This is a genomic window from Streptomyces sp. NBC_00704 (assembly GCF_036226605.1).
Taxonomy (GTDB): Bacteria; Actinomycetota; Actinomycetes; order Streptomycetales; family Streptomycetaceae; genus Streptomyces.
Genome location: NZ_CP109000.1, coordinates 1,999,407 through 2,016,459 on the forward strand (window position 1 = coordinate 1,999,407; position 17,053 = coordinate 2,016,459).

General features: G+C 70.5%; 14 protein-coding genes and 1 tRNA gene. 7 read left to right on the forward strand and 8 right to left on the reverse strand.

All coding sequences use genetic code 11. From position 1 onward, the window contains the following. Window positions 1-3 precede the first annotated feature (3 nt). Together OG802_RS08835 and OG802_RS08840 are read left to right on the forward strand one after the other, a co-directional pair. Complete coding sequence (locus OG802_RS08835; protein WP_329417003.1) at window positions 4-879, forward strand: ABC transporter ATP-binding protein; 876 nt, start codon at window positions 4-6, stop codon at window positions 877-879. Beyond that, complete coding sequence (locus OG802_RS08840; protein ID WP_329408797.1) at window positions 876-1,592, forward strand: ABC transporter ATP-binding protein; 717 nt, start codon at window positions 876-878, stop codon at window positions 1,590-1,592. The genes OG802_RS08835 and OG802_RS08840 overlap by 4 nt, the downstream gene beginning before the upstream one ends. Before the next feature lie 104 nt (window positions 1,593-1,696). Here OG802_RS08840 and OG802_RS08845 read toward each other — a convergent pair whose 3' ends face one another. Next, entirely contained in the window at window positions 1,697-2,353 is a 657-nt protein-coding gene (locus OG802_RS08845; RefSeq protein WP_030596546.1) for an ANTAR domain-containing response regulator, read from the reverse strand. A 103-nt stretch (window positions 2,354-2,456) separates the two neighbouring features. Between OG802_RS08845 and OG802_RS08850 the strand changes: the two genes are divergently transcribed. Both OG802_RS08850 and OG802_RS08855 read left to right on the forward strand, forming a co-directional pair. Then, window positions 2,457-2,529: transfer RNA gene (locus OG802_RS08850), tRNA-Leu, on the forward strand. 106 nt (window positions 2,530-2,635) lie between these two features. Further along, window positions 2,636-3,382: a transcriptional regulator gene (locus OG802_RS08855; RefSeq protein WP_329408800.1), complete on the forward strand. Its 747-nt coding sequence runs from the start codon at window positions 2,636-2,638 to the stop codon at window positions 3,380-3,382. A gap of 3 nt (window positions 3,383-3,385) precedes the next feature. Here OG802_RS08855 and pyk read toward each other — a convergent pair whose 3' ends face one another. Continuing rightward, a complete protein-coding gene (gene pyk, locus OG802_RS08860; RefSeq protein ID WP_329408802.1) occupies window positions 3,386-4,822 on the reverse strand; it encodes a pyruvate kinase in 1,437 nt (478 codons plus the stop codon). A gap of 416 nt (window positions 4,823-5,238) precedes the next feature. Here pyk and OG802_RS08865 point away from each other — a divergent pair, with 416 nt between their 5' ends. Then, window positions 5,239-7,050, forward strand: a complete 1,812-nt coding sequence (locus OG802_RS08865; protein ID WP_329408803.1) for a bifunctional metallophosphatase/5'-nucleotidase — start codon at window positions 5,239-5,241, stop codon at window positions 7,048-7,050. Between the two features lie 107 nt (window positions 7,051-7,157). Here OG802_RS08865 and OG802_RS08870 read toward each other — a convergent pair whose 3' ends face one another. Then, complete coding sequence (locus tag OG802_RS08870; protein WP_329408804.1) at window positions 7,158-8,582, reverse strand: lysine N(6)-hydroxylase/L-ornithine N(5)-oxygenase family protein; 1,425 nt, start codon at window positions 8,580-8,582, stop codon at window positions 7,158-7,160. After that, a complete protein-coding gene (locus OG802_RS08875; protein WP_329408806.1) occupies window positions 8,579-9,946 on the reverse strand; it encodes a pyridoxal phosphate-dependent decarboxylase family protein in 1,368 nt (455 codons plus the stop codon). The genes OG802_RS08870 and OG802_RS08875 overlap by 4 nt, the downstream gene beginning before the upstream one ends. Before the next feature lie 181 nt (window positions 9,947-10,127). Between OG802_RS08875 and OG802_RS08880 the strand changes: the two genes are divergently transcribed. Next, complete coding sequence (locus OG802_RS08880) at window positions 10,128-10,727, forward strand: GNAT family N-acetyltransferase (protein ID WP_329408808.1); 600 nt, start codon at window positions 10,128-10,130, stop codon at window positions 10,725-10,727. 436 nt (window positions 10,728-11,163) lie between these two features. On the opposite strand, the gene pepN is transcribed toward OG802_RS08880, so the two are convergent. Next, window positions 11,164-13,656 carry an aminopeptidase N gene (gene pepN, locus OG802_RS08885; RefSeq protein ID WP_329408810.1) on the reverse strand — a complete coding sequence of 831 codons (2,493 nt, stop codon included), beginning with the start codon at window positions 13,654-13,656 and terminating at the stop codon, window positions 11,164-11,166. 90 nt (window positions 13,657-13,746) lie between these two features. After that, window positions 13,747-14,154, reverse strand: a complete 408-nt coding sequence (locus OG802_RS08890; RefSeq protein ID WP_329408812.1) for a chorismate mutase — start codon at window positions 14,152-14,154, stop codon at window positions 13,747-13,749. A gap of 85 nt (window positions 14,155-14,239) precedes the next feature. Here OG802_RS08890 and OG802_RS08895 point away from each other — a divergent pair, with 85 nt between their 5' ends. After that, on the forward strand, window positions 14,240-15,163 hold the full coding sequence (locus OG802_RS08895; RefSeq protein WP_329408814.1) for a hypothetical protein: 924 nt from the start codon (window positions 14,240-14,242) through the stop codon (window positions 15,161-15,163). Between the two features lie 154 nt (window positions 15,164-15,317). Here the strand turns inward: OG802_RS08895 and OG802_RS08900 are convergent, their stop codons facing one another. Both OG802_RS08900 and OG802_RS08905 read right to left on the reverse strand, forming a co-directional pair. Further along, a complete protein-coding gene (locus OG802_RS08900) occupies window positions 15,318-16,271 on the reverse strand; it encodes an SDR family oxidoreductase (protein WP_329408816.1) in 954 nt (317 codons plus the stop codon). A 1-nt stretch (window position 16,272) separates the two neighbouring features. Then, a complete protein-coding gene (locus OG802_RS08905; RefSeq protein WP_329408818.1) occupies window positions 16,273-17,013 on the reverse strand; it encodes an SDR family oxidoreductase in 741 nt (246 codons plus the stop codon). Between the last annotated feature and the right edge of the window lie 40 nt (window positions 17,014-17,053).

The window sequence follows — 17,053 nt, forward strand, 5'->3', positions numbered from 1 at the left end:
GAGATGACCACCACCACGACAACCGCCACGACCACCACGGTCCTCGACGCCTCCGGCGTCACCATGCAGTTCGGCGGCCTCACCGCCGTACGCTCCGTCGACCTCACCGTCAACAGCGGCGAGATCGTCGGACTCATCGGCCCCAACGGAGCCGGGAAGACCACCTTCTTCAACTGCCTCACCGGCCTCTACATCCCCACCACCGGCACAGTCAGCTACAAAGGCACCGTCCTCCCGCCCAAACCCCACCTGGTCACCCAGGCCGGCATCGCCCGCACCTTCCAGAACATCCGGCTCTTCGCCAACATGACCGTCCTGGAAAACGTGCTCGTCGGACGCCACACCCGCACCCACGAAGGCCTCTGGTCGGCGCTCCTGCGCCTGCCCACCTTCAAAAGGGCCGAAGAAGCCTCCCGCGCCAGGGCCATGGAACTCCTCGAGTTCACCGGCCTCGCCGCCAAGGCCGACCACCTCGCCCGCAACCTCCCCTACGGCGAACAGCGCAAGCTCGAAATCGCCCGCGCCCTCGCCAGCGACCCCGGCCTCCTCCTCCTCGACGAGCCCACCGCCGGCATGAACCCCCAGGAAACGCGCGCCGCCGAAGAACTCATCTTCGCCATCCGCGACCAGGGCATCGCCGTCCTCGTCATCGAGCACGACATCCGGTTCATCATGAACCTCTGCGACCGCGTCGCCGTGCTCGTCCAGGGCGAGAAGATCGTCGAAGGCCCCGCCGAAGTGGTCCAGGCAGACGAACGCGTCATCGCCGCCTACCTCGGGACCCCCTTCGAGGGCGCACCAGGAGCGGAAGAAGTCGCCGAAGTCGAAGTCGCAGAGGCCTCCGAGGCGCACAGCACCACGGAAGGAGACGAGAAGTGACCGCACTGCTCGAGGTCGAAGACCTCAGGGTCGCCTACGGCAAGATCGAGGCGGTCAAGGGCATCTCCTTCAAGGTCGCCGCAGGCGAGGTCGTCACCCTCATCGGCACCAACGGCGCCGGCAAGACCACCACCCTGCGCACCCTCTCCGGCCTGCTCCAGCCCCTCGGCGGCCAGATCAAGTTCGACGGCAAGACGCTCAACAAGATCCCCGCCCACAAGATCGTCTCGCTGGGACTGGCCCACTCGCCCGAAGGCCGCCACATCTTTCCCCGCATGACCATCGAGGACAACCTCCGCCTCGGCGCCTTCCTCCGCAACGACAAGGAAGCCATCGAGAAGGACATCCAGCGCGCCTACGACCTCTTCCCCATCCTGGGAGAACGCCGCAAGCAGGCCGCAGGCACCCTCTCCGGCGGCGAACAGCAGATGCTCGCCATGGGCCGCGCCCTCATGTCCCGGCCCAAACTGCTCATGCTCGACGAACCCTCCATGGGCCTCTCGCCGATCATGATGCAGAAGATCATGGCCACCATCCAGGAGCTCAAGTCCGCGGGCACCACCATCCTGCTCATCGAGCAGAACGCCCAGGCGGCGCTCTCCCTGGCAGACCACGGCCACGTCATGGAGGTCGGCAAGATCGTCCTGTCCGGCACCGGGCAGGACCTCCTCCACGACGAGTCCGTCCGCAAGGCCTACCTCGGCGAGGACTGACCCACCCCCCTCACACACGACGAGGCCCGCCCCCCTTCTCCGGGAGCGGGCCTCGTCATGCGCCCAGCGTCATGCGCACAGCGCGCACCAGGCACGACAGGGAACTAGCCCTTGTTCGCCTTCTTCTCGTCCGCGTCCTGAATGACCGCCTCCGCCACCTGCTGCATCGACATCCGGCGATCCATCGACGTCTTCTGGATCCACCGGAACGCCGCCGGCTCCGTCAGCCCGTACTCCGTCTGCAGAATCGACTTCGCCCGGTCCACCAGCTTGCGCGTCTCCAGCCGCAGGGTCAGATCCGCGACCTCGTTCTCCAGCTCCCGCAGCTCCGTGAACCGCGACACCGCCATCTCGATCGCCGGCACCACGTCGCTCTTGCTGAACGGCTTCACCAGATACGCCATCGCACCCGCGTCCCGCGCCCGCTCCACCAGGTCGCGCTGCGAGAACGCCGTCAGCATCAGCACCGGCGCGATCCGCTCCTCGGCGATCTTCTCCGCCGCCGAGATGCCGTCCAGCTTCGGCATCTTCACGTCCAGGATCACCAGGTCCGGCTTGTGCTCGCGGGCCAGCTCGACGGCCTGCTCACCGTCACCGGCCTCGCCGACGACGCTGTAGCCCTCCTCCTCCAGCATCTCCTTGAGGTCGAGACGGATCAGCGCCTCGTCCTCGGCGATGACGACACGGGTCGTCAGCGGAGGCACGTGCGACTTGTCGTCGTCGGGCGCGTCTACGGGCTGGGGCGACTCGGGGGCGGTCACGGGGGCTCCTCGTTCAGGGGCGGGGGTACAGCTGACAAGAGCCTACCTAGCTGCGGTAAGGTGGGTGCGCGGAGGGTGGTTGCTTGCCTTCGTTTTAGAGGAAGCCTCGGTAGTCCAGCGGAAGAGACACGGTGCTCAAACCACCGACAGCGTGGGTTCGAATCCCACCCGGGGCACTTTTCCTTCGATTCTAAGGTTGATCTTAGCAAGCGGATGTTCCCGTTCTCGTGAACATCCGCTTTTTGCTGTGTGTCGTCGAAAACCCACTCGCACAGTGGACCCATGTACGACGTCAGCACACGCAAGCGGGCACTCGCCCTGCTCTCGGAAGGGCACAGCCTCAACTCGGTGAGCCGCCGGACCGGCATCTCCCGGGCAGCAATCCGGTCCTGGCAGACCCGACTTGAACCGTTGCCCCGAATGGCGCCGCCCCTGCCCGGACCACCCAGTGACCGAAATGCCTACTCGTATCTGCTGGGGCTTTATCTGGGTGACGGGTGCATCAGTCCGCATCCGCGCGGCACCGGCCACTACCTGCGCATCGCTTGCGCGAACGCCTGGCCGGGCCTCATCGACGCCTGCGAGGCCGCCGTCCGGACCATTAGCCCCGCGCACACCGCGTACCGTGTGCAGGCTCCAGGGTGTGTGGCCGTGGTCGGCTACTACGCCCACTGGCCGCACCTGTTCCCGCAGCACGGCCCTGGCAAGAAGCACGAACGGCGGATCGCCCTCGAGCCCTGGCAGCAGGTCATCGTGGACGAACATCCCTGGCAGTTCGTTCGCGGCCTCATCCACTCGGACGGCTGTCGGATCACCAACTGGACCGAGCGGACCGTCGGCGGTGAACGCAAGCGCTACGCGTACCCGCGCTACTTCTTCACGAATGTGTCGGGCGACGTCATCGGCCTGTTCACCGATGTCCTGGACCGGCTCGGAGTCGAATGGAGAATGCAGAACCCGAGGAACGTGTCCATCGCCCGGAAAGCCTCCGTCGCTCTCCTCGACGCCCACGTAGGCCCCAAGTACTGACCCCTACCGAGGGCTGTCGTCCTCGCCCACGTGGTGGACCCTGACCAGGTTCGTCGAGCCGGAGACGCCGGGTGGGGAGCCCGCGGTGATCACGATGACGTCGCCCTTCGCGCAGCGTCCGTACCGCAGCAGCAGTTCGTCGACCTGGTCGACCATCGCGTCCGTGGAGGCGGCCGTGGGGCCGAGGAAGGTCTCGACGCCCCAGGTCAGGCTCAGCTGGGAGCGGGTCGCGGGTTCCGGGGTGAAGGCGAGGAGGGGGATCGGGGAGCGGTAGCGGGAGAGGCGGCGGACGGTGTCGCCGGTCTGGGTGAACGCGACGAGGAACTTGGCGCCGAGGAAGTCGCCGATCTCGGCGGCGGCGCGGGCGACGGCGCCGCCCTGGGTGCGGGGTTTGTTGTTCTCCGTCAGGTCGGGGAGGCCCTTGGCGAGGAGGTCTTCCTCGGCGGCTGTGATGATCTTGGCCATGGTGTGGACGGTCTGGGCGGCGTGTTTGCCGACGCTGGTCTCGCCGGAGAGCATGACGGCGTCGGTGCCGTCGATGACGGCGTTGGCGACGTCGGAGGCTTCGGCGCGGGTGGGGCGGGAGTGCTCGATCATGGAGTCGAGCATCTGGGTGGCGACGATGACGGGCTTGGCGTTGCGCTTCGCCAGCTTGATCGCTCGCTTCTGGACGATGGGGACCTGTTCCAGGGGCATTTCGACGCCGAGGTCGCCGCGGGCGACCATGATGCCGTCGAAGGCGGCGACGATGTCGTCGATGTTCTGGACGGCCTGGGGTTTCTCGATCTTGGCGATGACGGGGAGGCGGCGGCCTTCTTCGTCCATGATGCGGTGGACGTCGACGATGTCGCGGCCGGTGCGGACGAAGGAGAGGGCGATGGCGTCGAAGCCGGTGCGCAGGGCCCAGCGGAGGTCTTCCTCGTCCTTTTTGGAGAGGGCGGGGACGGAGACGGCGACGCCGGGGAGGTTGAGTCCTTTGTGGTCGGAGACGATGCCGCCTTCGAGGACGCGGGTGTGGACGCGCGGGCCGTCGACGCGGGTGACCTCGAGGCAGACCTTGCCGTCGTCGACGAGGATGCGTTCGCCGGGGGTGACGTCCTGGGCGAGGCCGGCGTGGGTGGTGCCGCAGAGGGTGTTGTCGCCCGCGACGCCTTCTTCGACGGTGATGGTGAAGGTGTCTTCGCGTTCGAGGAGTACGGGGCCTTCCGTGAAGTGGCCGAGGCGGATCTTCGGGCCTTGAAGGTCGGCGAGGACGCCGACGCTGCGGCCGGTTTCGTCGGAGGCCTTCCGTACGTGGTGGTAGCGCTCCTCGTGTTCGGCGTGGGTGCCGTGGCTGAGGTTGAAGCGGGCTACGTCCATTCCGGCGTCGACCAGCGCTTTGAGCTGGTCGTATGTGTCGGTGGCGGGGCCCAGGGTGCAGACGATTTTCGCTCGGCGCATGTTTCGAGTTTATGTCTTACCGATGGGTAGCGAATTGGTGGGAAGCGGCGGCTCAACATCCTTTGGGTGAAGGTCTGTTGACAACTCATAAATTGTGCGGCCGGCCGCTCCGATGAGCATTTTCTCGAATGGGTGAATTGCGGTGGCGGGCCGGTCGGGGTGTGGGGCAGGTCGGCTCGGTCTGCGGGCAGGGGCAGGGCAGCGACCGGGGCTGGGCGGCCGGTCGGCCGGGGGAGGTCAGGTGGCCTGCGGGACGGGGGTGGTCTTACGTCCTGCCTTGTCCCGGCTTTCGCTGTTTCCCGGGCGTAGTTGAGTGTGCTGGTCACCAGATCGCAACCTCCTGGATCTGTTGCGGTCGGTGGTGGGCGGGTCAGAATCTACGCGCGTTGTTTCCCTTCCCCCGAGGAGTACGAGAGATGCCGTTGAACCGCCGGAAGTTCCTGAAGAAGTCCGCAGCGACGGGGGCGGGGGTGGCGATCGCGGGTGCGGTGGCGGCTCCGTCGGCGCAGGCCGCGGCCGGTGGGAAGCCGGGGAAGCCGGGGAAGCCGAAGCGGTACGAGCTGACCGTGATGGGGACGACGGACACCCATGGGCATGTCTTCAACTGGGACTACTTCAAGGACGCGGAGTACAAGGACGCGGCGGGCAATGCGCAGGGTCTGGCGCGTATCTCGACGCTGGTGAACCGGATCCGTGCGGAGAAGGGGCGGGAGAACACGCTGCTGCTGGACGCGGGTGACACGATTCAGGGGACTCCGCTGACGTATTACTACGCGAAGGTGGATCCGATCACCGCCAAGGGTGGTCCGGTGCATCCGATGGCGCAGGCGATGAACGCGATCGGGTATGACGCGGCGGCGTTGGGCAACCACGAGTTCAACTACGGGATCGAGACGCTGCGGAAGTTCGAGTCGCAGTTGCGTTTCCCGTTGCTCGGGGCGAACGCGGTGGACGCGAAGACGTTGAAGCCGGCGTTCACGCCGTATGTGATGAAGACGTTCTGTGTGAAGGGGGCGCCGCCGGTGAAGGTGGCGGTGCTGGGTCTGACGAATCCGGGTATCGCCATCTGGGACAAGGCGTACGTGCAGGGGAAGCTGGCGTTCCCGGGGCTGGAGGAGCAGGCGGCGAAGTGGGTGCCGCGGTTGAAGTCGATGGGTGCGGACGTGGTGATCGTGTCGGCGCATTCGGGGTCGTCGGGTACGTCGTCGTACGGTGATCAGGTGCCGTATGTGGAGAATTCCGCGGCTCTGGTGGCGCAGCAGGTGCCGGACATCGACGCGATCCTGGTCGGGCATGCGCATGTGGAGATTCCCGAGTTGCGGGTGACGAATGCGAAGACGGGCCGGGCGGTGGTGCTTTCGGAGCCGTTGGCGTTCGCGGAGCGGTTGTCGGTGTTCGATGTGTCGTTGGTGTTCGAGAAGGGGAGGTGGGTCGTCGAGTCGGTGTCGTCGAAGGTGTTGAACTCGAACTCGGTGGCGGACGACCCGAAGATCACGAAGTTGCTGGGTGACGAGCACGCGAAGGTCGTGAAGTACGTCAATCAGGTGGTGGGGTCGGCGACGGAGACGTTGACGACGGTGGAGGCGCGGTACAAGGACGCTCCGATCATCGATCTGATCACGAAGGTGCAGGAGGACGTCGTCAAGGCGGCTCTGGCGGGGACGTCGTATGCGTCGCTGCCGGTGATCGCGCAGGCGTCGCCGTTCTCGCGGACGTCGGAGATTCCGGCCGGTGAGGTGACGATCCGGGATCTGTCGAGTCTGTACGTGTACGACAACACGTTGGTGGCGAAGTTGCTGACGGGTGCGCAGGTGCGGGCGTATCTGGAGTATTCGGCGGAGTATTTCGTGCAGACGGCGTCCGGTGCGGTGGTGGACGTGGAGAAGCTGACGAACGCGAAGGACCGGCCGGATTACAACTACGACTATGTGTCGGGGTTGTCGTACGACATCGATGTGGCGCAGCCTGCTGGTTCGCGGATCAGGAATCTGACGTTCCAGGGTGCTCCGTTGGCGGATGGGCAGCAGTTCGTGCTGGCGGTGAACAACTACCGGGCCAATGGTGGCGGGGCGTTCCCGTTCGTGGCGTCGGCGCAGGAGTTGTGGTCGGAGTCGACGGAGATCCGGACGCGGATCGCGGAGTGGGTGACGGCGAAGGGTGTGCTGGATCCGAAGGACTTCGCGTCGGTGGACTGGAGGTTGACGCGGGACGGTACGCCGGTGTTCTAGGCGTGGGGGGGTTCTGCGGGGGGCGAGGGCGGTGGTTGCGCGGTGGCCGGGTGGGCCGGCGCGCGGTCACCGCCTTTCGCGTTCGTGGGGGTGGGTGGCGGCCGGTGCTAGTGGTGGTCGGCGAGGGGGGTGAGGGTGGGGGCCTGTCGGGCGGGTGGGACGCGGTGGTGGGGTTGTTGGTGGAGGCCGAAGGTGGTGAAGGCGGTGCGGGTGGGGAGGGGGTAGGGGTGTTCGGTGGTGAGGGTGTTGAGGATGGTGGCGCTGCGCCAGGCGGTGAGGCCGAGGTCGGGGGCGCCTACGCCGTGGGTGTGGCGTTCGGCGTTCTGGACGTAGACGTTGCAGCCGGTGGCGGTGACGGAGGGGTCGAGGACGAGGCGGAAGTGTTCGTCGATGCGGGGGCGTTCGCTGTTGTCGCGGCGGATGTAGGGGTCGAGGCCGGCGAGGATGCGGTTGAGGGGGCGTTCGCGGTGGCCGGTGGCGAGGACGACGGCGTCGGTGGTGAGGCGGGTGCGGGTGTTCTGCTGGATGTGTTCGAGGTGGAGTTCGATTTTGGTGGTGGCGATGCGTCCTGCGGTGCGGACGCGGACGCCGGGGGTGAGGACGGTGTCGGGCCAGTCGCCGTGGAGGGTGCGTCGGTAGAGCTCGTCGTGGATGGCGGCGAGGGTGTCGGCGTCGATGCCTTTGTGGAGTTGCCATTGGGCGTCGGTGAGGCGGTCGCGGACGTTCTCGGGGAGGGCGTGGAAGTAGCGGGTGTAGTCGGGGGTGAAGTGTTCGAGGCCGAGTTTGGAGTACTCCATGGGGGCGAAGGCGGGGGTGCGGCCGATCCAGTGGAGTTGTTCGCGGCCGGTGGGGCGGTGGCGGAGGAGGTCGAGGAAGATCTCGGCGCCGGACTGTCCTGAGCCGACGACGGTGATGTGGCCGGCGGCGAGGAGGGTGTCGCGGTGGGTGAGGTAGTCGGCGGCGTGGACGACGGGGACGCCGGGGGCGTCGACGAGGGGGCGCAGGGGGTCGGGGATGTGGGGTCGGGTGCCGATGCCGAGGACGACGTTGCGGGTGTGGGTGCGGCCGAGGGCTTCGGCTTCGCCGTCGGCGTCGAGTTGGGTGAAGTCGACTTCGAAGAGGTCGCGTTCGGGGTTCCAGCGGACGGCGTCGACCTGGTGGCGGAAGTGGAGTGCGGGGAGGTTGTCGGCGACCCAGCGGCAGTAGGCGTCGTATTCGGCGCGGTGGGTGTGGAAGCGCTCGGCGAAGTAGAAGGGGTAGAGGCGGTGGTGGGTTCGGAGGTAGTTGAGGAAGGTCCAGGGGCTGGTGGGGTCGGCGAGGGTGACGAGGTCGGCGAGGAAGGGGACCTGTACGCGGGCGCCGTCGATGAGGAGGCCGGGGTGCCAGTCGAAGCGGGGGCGTTGTTCGTAGAAGGCGGTGTCGAGGGTGGTGAGGGGGTGGGCGAGGGCGGCGAGGGAGAGGTTGGCGGGGCCGATGCCGACGCCGACGAGGTCGCGGGGGGCGTCGGGGTCGTGGGGTGGGGGCGTGTTCATGTGGGGGTGTTTCCTTCCACCAGGTGCAGGAGGGCGGCCAGGTCGGCGGGGCGGGTGTGGGGGTTGAGGAGGGTGGCTTTGAGCCAGAGGCGGCCGTCCTGGCGGGCGCGGCCGAGGACGGCGTGGCCGTCGGTGAGGAGGCGGCGGCGGGTTTCGGCGACGGCGGTGTCGGTGGCGTCGGTGGGGCGGAAGAGGACGGTGCTGATGGTGGGCGGGGCGTGGAGTTCGAGGCGGGGGTGTGCGGTGATGAGGTCGGCGAGGTGGTGGGCGTGGTCGCAGACCTGGTCGACGAGGGTGGCGAGGCCGGTGCGGCCGAGGGTCTTGAGGGTGACGGCGATTTTGAGGACGTCGGGTCGGCGGGTGGTGCGCAGGGAGCGGCCGAGGAGGTCGGGGAGGCCGGCGTCGGTGTCGTCGGTGGCGTTGAGGTAGTCGGCGTGGTGGTGGAGGGCGGTGAGGTCGTTCGGGTCGCGTAGGGCGAGGAGTCCGGCGGCGGCGGGTTGCCAGCCGAGTTTGTGCAGGTCGAGGGTGACGGTGTGGGCGGTGTCGAGGCCGGTGAGGAGGGGGCGGCGGCGGTCGCTGAAGAGGAGTCCGCCTCCGTAGGCGGCGTCGATGTGGAGGCGGGCGCCGTGGGTGTGGCAGAGGGCGCCGATGGCGGGGAGGGGGTCGATGAGGCCGGCGTCGGTGGTGCCGGCGGTGGCGGCGACGATGACGGGGGTGTGGGGGGCGGGGAGGGTGGTGAGGGCGGTGGTGAGGGCGGTGGGGTCGAGGGTGCCGGTGGGGGTGGGGAGGATGTGGGGTGCGGGGAGGCCGAGGAGCCAGGCTGCGCGGGGCAGGGAGTGGTGGGCGTTGGCTCCGCAGATGAGGCGGAGGGTGGGGCCGTGGGTCTCGCGGGCGAGGAGGAGCGCGAGTTGGTTGGCTTCGGTGCCGCCGGTGGTGACGAGGGCGTCGGTGAGTCCGGCGTGGGCGGCGAGGGTGCGGGTGAGGAGGGCTTCGAGGGCGGAGGCGGCGGGGGCCTGGTCCCAGGAGTCGAGGGAGGGGTTGAGGGCGGAGGCGGCGAGGTCGGCGGCGGTGGCGACGGCGAGGGGCGGGCCGTGGAGGTGGGCGGTGCAGTGGGGGTGGGCGGGGTCGGCGGAGCCTTCGGCGAGGGCGTGGACGAGGGTGTGCAGGGCGTCGGGGTCGCCGTGGGCGGGCAGGAGGTCGCCGACGGCGTGCAGGAGCCGGGCGGTGACGGCGTCGGGTCCGCCGGCGGGTAGGGGGCCGCCGCGGGCGCGGGCGCCGGAGTCGAGGGCGTCGAGGACGGTGGCGAGCAACGGCCTGAGGGCGTCCGGTCCTTGAGGGCCCGAGGCGAGGGGCGGTGTGCTCATGGGGGCCATGGGGCTGGGTTCTCCGGGCTGGCGCGGGCAGCGGGGTTCCAGCTTGTCGGGATCGCTGCGGGTGTGCCGGGAAGCCCGGGGATCGGTACTCGAAAGGGGGTACTCCCGTAGGGGTGATGCGGTGGGGGCGTCCGCCCTCGCCGGACGTCTGCGGTCGAGCGAGGTGGGACGCGTGGCGGAGCCGGAGTGCGGGTGGGTGCCGGAGTCGGGGTGGGGGTCGCCGTGGGAGGCGACGGCGGAGTGCGAGGGTGAGCCGGTGGTGCTGCGGGAGCCGGGGCCCGGGGACGAGGCCTCGCTGCTGGCGCTGTTCGAGGAGTGCGAGGACTGGTTCGTCGCGGCGACGGGGCTGCCGTCGGCGCCGGGTGACGTGCAGAGCCTGTTCTATGCGCTGCCGGAGGGGGCGGCGGCGCGGGACAAGGTGCTGCTGGTGGTGGAGTGGGCGGGGTCGGTGGCGGGGGTGGTGGACGCCGTGCGGGATCACCCGGAGCCGGGCGCGGTGGCGGTGGGGATGTTCCTGATCGCACCGGGGGCCCGGCGGCGGGGGCTGGGGCGGACGGTGGCCGAGGCGTTGCTGGCGCGGGCGCGGGAGGTCACGCGGGTGACGGCGACGGTTCCGCCGGGGTGGGTGCCGGGGGAACGCTTTCTGGAGCGGTCGGGCTTCGTGCTGGAGGACGCGGGTCCGGCCCCGGCCGCCGGGCTGGGCAACCGGCGCGCGGGACCGCGCGAGGGGCGCGTACGCAGGGCGGAGCTACGCCGGGATCGGCAGCTGTAGGGACTTCTTGCGGGCCGGCCCCGTCCCGGATCGCCCGTCCTCGGTGCCGGGTGCCGGGTGCCGTCCGCCCGGTGGATGGACCCGACGCCAGGTATGCGCGGGCTGCGTCGCGCCGGAACCGGCCCGACGGCTTCCGGAGTCGGCATGCGCCCAGGCAGGTTCTCGGTCTGTCATGGCCGGTCCACGGGCCGGTCGCGGGCGGTTCCCGTGGCCGGCGGGCAGTCCTCCGCCGGCCACGGGCACTCCCCCGACGATCACGGGCGCCCCCGGCCGGTCACCGGCGTCCCGGTCCGTCGGTCACGGCGAGTTCGCGGCCGGTCACGAGGGCTCCCCCGCCGTCACCGGCGCGCCCCCACCGGTCGCCGACGGTCGCCCGGTCGGCGGCGGACACGGCGGGGTCGGCGGTGGGGCACGGGTGGTCGGCGACCGGTATCGGTCAGGGGTGGTCGGTGGTGCGGACTCGCAGGGCTCGGGTGAGGTCGTCGAGTTGGTCGACGAGTTTGCGGCGCAGGGCCGGGGTGGGGCCGGTGGTCGCGAGGCACTGTTCGCCCAGGCGGAGGGTTTCGGCGTCGACGGCGTGGGCGGGGAAGGCCCAGCGTCCGACGGCTTCGGCGATGGCGGGGCCGCGGCGGGCGGCGACGGTGACGGCGTCCTCGAAGAAGCGGGGGACGTAGTCGCTGACGAGGCCGGCCTGTTCGGGTTGCCAGAAGCCCTGGGCGGTGGCGTTGAAGAGGTAGTTGGACAGGCCGTCGGTGGAGAACATCGCGGCCCAGGCGCGTTCCTTGGCGTCGGGGTCGGGGAGGGCGGCGCGACAGCGGGCTGCGCCTTCCTGGCCGGTGGCGGAGGGGTCGGCGGCGAGTTCGGCGGCGATGGCGTCGGCGTCGGTGGCGCCGAGGGCGGCGAGGCGGGCGAGGACGCGCCAGCGCAGGTCGGGGTCGAGTTCGGGTCCGCCGGGGACGGTGCCGTCGGCGAGCCAGGCGGCGATGGTGTCGGGGTGGGCGGCGACGGCGATGAACTGGCGTACGGCGATGAGGCGCAGGCCGGGGTGGTCGCCGTCCTCGGTGCGGCGGATGAGGTCGCGGCACAGGGTGGTGAGGCCGGCGAGGACGGCGGGGCGCTGTTCGGGGGTGACGTAGCGGTCGGCGATCTGGCCGGCGGCGAAGGAGAGGACGCCTTGGGCGACGGCGAGGTCGGTTTCCTGGGGGAGGTGGGTGCGGGCCGTTTCGAGGTAGGCGGCGGGGGCGAGTTCGCCGTCGCGGACTGCGTCGCGCAGGGCGTTCCAGACGACGGCGCGGGTGAGCGGGTCGGGGAGGCCGGAGAGGTTGGCGCGCAGGGTGGTGAAGGAGCCGGGGTCGAAGCGGATCTTGGTGTAGGTGAGGTCGCCGTCGTTGAGGAGGAGGAGGGCGGGGAGTTTGCCGATGGGCTGGGGGGCGGTCTGCGGGATGTCGACTTCGAGGCGTCGGCGCAGGGTGAGGTGGTGGCCTTCGTCGGCGAGGTCGAGGTCGTAGAGGCCGACGGCGACGCGGTGGGGGCGGGTGCCGTGGTGGGTGACGGTGAGGGTGCGGTCGCCGTTGACGCCGTCGACGGTGGGGGTGAGGGTGTCGACGCCGGTGGTGCGCAGCCAGGCGTCGGCCCAGGCGTGGACGTCGCGGTCGGTGTGGGCGGCGAGGGAGTCGATGAAGTCGGCGAGGGTGGCGTTGGCGAAGCGGTGGCGGGCGATGTGGGTGTTGATGCCGGCGAGGAAGTCCTTCTCGCCGAGCCAGGTGACGAGTTGGCGCAGGGCGGAGGCGCCCTTGGCGTAGGAGATGCCGTCGAAGTTGAGGAGGGCGGAGGCGGTGTCGTCGACGTTCTCGGGGGCGACGGGGTGGGTGGAGGGGCGCTGGTCGGCGTCGTAGCCCCAGGCTTTGCGGACGACGCCGAACTCGGTCCAGGTGCCGTGGAAGCGGGTGGCTTCGGTGAGGGTCTGGTAGCCCATGTACTCGGCGAAGGACTCGTTGAGCCAGATGTCGTCCCACCATTGGAGGGTGACGAGGTCGCCGAACCACATGTGGGCCATTTCGTGGGCGATGACCATGGCGCGGGTCTGGCGTTCGGTGTCGGTGACGGCGGAGCGGTAGACGAATTCGTCGCGGAAGGTGACGAGTCCGGGGTTCTCCATGGCGCCGGCGTTGAACTCGGGGACGAAGGCCTGGTCGTAGGAGTCGAAGGGGTAGGCCTCTTCGAACTTCTCGTGGTAGCGGTCGTAGCAGGCGCGGGTGATGTCGAGGAGTTCGTCGGCGTCGGCGTCGAGGTGGGGGGCCAGGGAGCGGCGGCAGTGCAGGCCGAAGGGCAGTCCGCGGTGTTCGGTGCGGACGGTGTGCCAGGGGCCGGCGGCGACGGCGACGAGGTAGGTGGAGACGAGGGGGGTGGGGGCGGCCTGCCAGCGGCCTTGGCCGAGGTGTTCGGTGACGCTGTTGGCGAGGACGGTCCAGTTCTCGGGGGCGGTCACCGAGACGTCGAAGACGGCTTTGAGGTCGGGCTGGTCGAAGGCGGCGAAGACGCTCTGGACGTCGTTCATGAAGAGCTGGGTGTAGACGTAGGTCTCGCCGTCGGTGGGATCGGTGAAGCGGTGCATGCCTTCGCCGGTGCGGGAGTAGCGCATGGCGGCGTGGACGCGCAGTTCGTGTTCGCCGGCGGTGAGGCCGTCGAGGGCGAGCCGGCCGGCGTCGAGGGTGCCGGGGTCGAGGGGTTCGCCGTCGAGGGTGACGGAGTGCAGTGTGTCGGGCCTGACCTCGACGAAGGTGTCACCGTTGGCGCGTGCGGCGAACCGGATGACGGTGACGGACTCGAAGGTGTCGTCGCCGGTCGTCAGGTCGAGCTCGATGGTGTAGCGGTGGACGTCGAGGAGCTTGGCACGGCTCAGCGCTTCGTCGCGCGTCAGTACGGACATGCACGACATGCTGCCTGATGCCGCAGGCGGGGCACAGGGGCGGATCGGTACGCGCGTTATGTCGGTTCTCGCGCCGGGGCGCGTGGCCGGTCAGCTGTCGGTGGGGGTGGCGGTGTCCTCGGCGATGCGCTCGTGGTGGCGGATGACCTCGGCGATGATGAAGTTGAGGAACTTCTCGGCGAAGGCGGGGTCGAGTTTGGCGTTCTCGGCGAGGGTGCGCAGTCGTTCGATCTGGCGGGACTCGCGGGCGGGGTCGGCGGGGGGCAGGTGGTGGCGGGCCTTGAGGTGGCCGACCTGCTGGGTGGCTTTGAAGCGTTCGGCGAGCATGTGGACGACGGCGGCGTCGATGTTGTCGATGCTGTCGCGCAGCCGGGCGAGTTCCTCGCGGACGGCGGGGTCGACGGCGGCGGGTCCGGTGGGGCCACCGGGGCCGGTGCCGGGGCCGGTGGGGGTTCCGGGGCCGGGGGCGTCGCTGGTGGGGGTGTTGCTGGTGGTCATGGGCGATCACCCTAGGGCATGCCTTCGCGGGGGGACGCGGTGCCCGTAGAGTGGGATCGGGTGCACGCGTCCTGGGGGTGGTGGCGTGGCCGACGGCGGTCCGGTGGAGCACGGTTTTCCGCATCTGGAGACGGTGCGGGCGGCCGTCACGGCGTTGTACCGGCGGTTGTCGTACGACACGGTCCGGCAGTTCGCGACGAGTGTGCCGCCGGCCGATGTGGCCTTCTGCGACGCCGACGACCTGCATCTGGGCGCGCAGCGGGTGGCGCGTGAGCTGGTGCGGCATTTCCGCTTGCCGGACGCGCGGATGATCGTGGCGTTCCGTGGGATGGAGCACGCGGCGAACGTGGAGCTGACGGCGGGGCCGGAGTACTTCGTGGAGCTGAACGACCGTTTCCGGGGGCATCGGCGGGACATCGGGGCGGCTCTGGCGCACGAGATCATGCATGTGTATCTGCACCGGCTGGATCTGTCGTTCCCGGGGACGCGGGACAACGAGATCCTCACGGACACGGCGACGACGTATCTGGGGGCGGGTTGGCTGCTGCTGGACGCGTACCGGGAGGACGGGGCGTCGTCGCAGAAGCTGGGGTATCTGACGCCGGAGGAGTTCGGGTACGTGCTGGCGAAGCGGTCGCTGGCGTTCGGTGAGGATCCGTCGGTGTGGTTCACCAGTGCGCAGGCGTACGCGGCGTACGGGCGGGGGCTGGAGCGGGCCCGGCGTGACGAGCGGGTGCCGCCGTTGACGGCGGCGGGCTGGGCGGGCCGGCGGCGGTATGCCCGTGAGCGGCGTCAGGCGCAGGGCCATGGGCTCGGGCGCGGGTCCGCGGGCGGGGGCGGGGGCGGGTGCGCGGGGGATGTGCCGTACGCGTTCGCGGCGGACGCGGGCGGGTCGCTGCGGGTGATGTTCCCGTGTCCGACGTGTCACCAGCGGATCCGGGTGCCGGTGCAAGGCCGGGTGCGGGCTCGGTGCGGGTTGTGCCGCACGGTGCTGGAGTGCGACACGTAGGAGTGCTTGGTCTGTGGGGTGGGCGGGGGTGGGCCGGTGTGCGGGGCGGGCGGCCGGCCTTGTCCGGTCCCTGTCCCGGTCCCTGTCCCGGTCCCGGATCCCTGTCCCGTCCCCGTCCCCGTCCCCGTCCCCGTCCCGTTCCCGGTCCCGGTGTTCAGGTGCCGTAGACCGGGCCGGGGGGTGTGGCGTCGGCGAGGAGTGCGCGGACGGTCTCCCCGGCCTCGGCGGGGGTGCGGCGGGTGCCGTGGTCGGCGGTCGGGCCGGGGCGCCAGCCGTCCATGACGGTGATGCGGCCGCCCTCGGTCTCGAAGACGCGTCCGGTGACGCCCTGGCTCGCGGTGGAGCCGAGCCAGACGACGAGGGGGGAGACGTTCTCGGGGGCCATGGCGTCGAAGCCGGCGGCGGGGGCGGTCATGGTCTCGGCGAAGGTGTGCCGCGTCATGCGGGTGCGGGCGGCGGGGGCGATGGCGTTGACGTGGACGCCGTAGCGGGCGAGTTCGGCGGCGGCGACGAGGGTCAGGGCGACGATGCCGGCCTTGGCGGCGCTGTAGTTGGCCTGTCCGAGGGAGCCGAGCAGTCCGGCGCCGCTGGAGGTGTTGACGACGCGGGCGGCGGGTGTGCGGCCGGCCTTGGCCTCGGCGCGCCAGTGTGCGGCGGCGTGTCTGAGGGTGAGGAAGTGGCCCTTGAGGTGGACGCGCAGGACGGCGTCCCAGTCGTCCTCGTCGAGGTTGACGAGCATGCGGTCGCGCAGGAATCCGGCGTTGTTGACGAGGGTGTCGAGGCGGCCGTAGGCGTGCAGGGCGGTCGTGACGAGGGAGGCGGCGCCCTCGGTGGTGGCGATGTCGCCGCCGTGGGCGATCGCGTCGCCGCCGGCCGCGCGGATCTCGGCGGCGACGGCGGCGGCCGCACCGCCGGGGTCGGGGGCGGGGGCGCCGGAAGCGGGGTCGCCGGTGGAGCGGGAGGCGTCCGGGGTGCCGTCGAGGGCGACGTCGAGGTCGTTGACGACGACGCGGGCTCCCTGTGCGGCGAAGGCGAGGGCGTGGGCGCGTCCGAGGCCGCGTCCGGCGCCGGTGACGACGACGACGCGGCCGTCGCAGAGTGCGCTCATGTCAGGTCTCCTTGTGGGCCGTCGCGGCGTCGAGGAAGACGGGTCGTTCGCCGCCTCCGTGCAGGAGCAGGCTCGCCCCGCTGATGTAGCGGGCGGCGTCGGAGGCGAGGAAGACGGCGGCCGCGCCGACGTCGGCGGGTTCGGCGAGGCGGCCGAGCGGGACGGTGCGGGCGACGGCGCTCAGGCCGTCGTCGTCGCCGTAGTGGAGGTGGCTCTGTTCGGTGTGGACCATGCCGACGACGAGGGTGTTGACGCGCACCCGGGGGGCCCATTCGACGGCCATGGAGCGGGCGAGGTTCTCCAGGCCGGCCTTGGCGGCGCCGTATGCGGCGGTTCCGGGCGAGGGGCGGGTCCCGCTGACGCTGCCGACCATCAGGACGCAGCCCCGCGCGCGGGCGAGGTGGGCGTGGGCGGCGAGGGACACGGTCAGGGGGGCGAGGAGGTTGAGTTCGATCACGCGCGCGTGCCGGCGGGCGTCTGCGTGGGCGAGGAGGCGGTGGGGGGCGCCGCCGGCGTTGTTGACGAGGACGTCCAGGCGGGGCAGTGCGGTGAAGAAGGCGTCGACGGCGTCGGCGTCGCGCACGTCGAGGGGGAGGTAGCGGGCGTGGGTGAGGGGGGCGGGCGGGGGGCGGCGGGCGCAGACGACGACGTCGGCGCCGGCGCGGGCGAGGGAGCGCGCGATGCCGGCGCCCACGCCGCGGGTGCCTCCGGTGACGACGGCGACCTTTCCGTTCAGCTCCATTCGCTGCTACCTTCCGCCTAACAAACGTTTGGTGGAAAGG

Bases quoted from the DNA above. Each gene is read 5' to 3' on its own strand.
- OG802_RS08905 (WP_329408818.1), bottom strand. From the start codon at position 17,013: ATGGAGCTGAACGGAAAGGTCGCCGTCGTCACCGGAGGCACCCGCGGC.
- OG802_RS08855 (WP_329408800.1), top strand. From the start codon at position 2,636: ATGTACGACGTCAGCACACGCAAGCGGGCACTCGCCCTGCTCTCGGAA.
- OG802_RS08890 (WP_329408812.1), bottom strand. From the start codon at position 14,154: ATGACCACCAGCAACACCCCCACCAGCGACGCCCCCGGCCCCGGAACC.
- OG802_RS08870 (WP_329408804.1), bottom strand. From the start codon at position 8,582: ATGAACACGCCCCCACCCCACGACCCCGACGCCCCCCGCGACCTCGTC.
- OG802_RS08865 (WP_329408803.1), top strand. From the start codon at position 5,239: ATGCCGTTGAACCGCCGGAAGTTCCTGAAGAAGTCCGCAGCGACGGGG.
- OG802_RS08900 (WP_329408816.1), bottom strand. From the start codon at position 16,271: ATGAGCGCACTCTGCGACGGCCGCGTCGTCGTCGTCACCGGCGCCGGA.
- OG802_RS08875 (WP_329408806.1), bottom strand. From the start codon at position 9,946: ATGAGCACACCGCCCCTCGCCTCGGGCCCTCAAGGACCGGACGCCCTC.
- OG802_RS08835 (WP_329417003.1), top strand. From the start codon at position 4: ATGACCACCACCACGACAACCGCCACGACCACCACGGTCCTCGACGCC.
- pyk (WP_329408802.1), bottom strand. From the start codon at position 4,822: ATGCGCCGAGCGAAAATCGTCTGCACCCTGGGCCCCGCCACCGACACA.
- pepN (WP_329408810.1), bottom strand. From the start codon at position 13,656: ATGTCCGTACTGACGCGCGACGAAGCGCTGAGCCGTGCCAAGCTCCTC.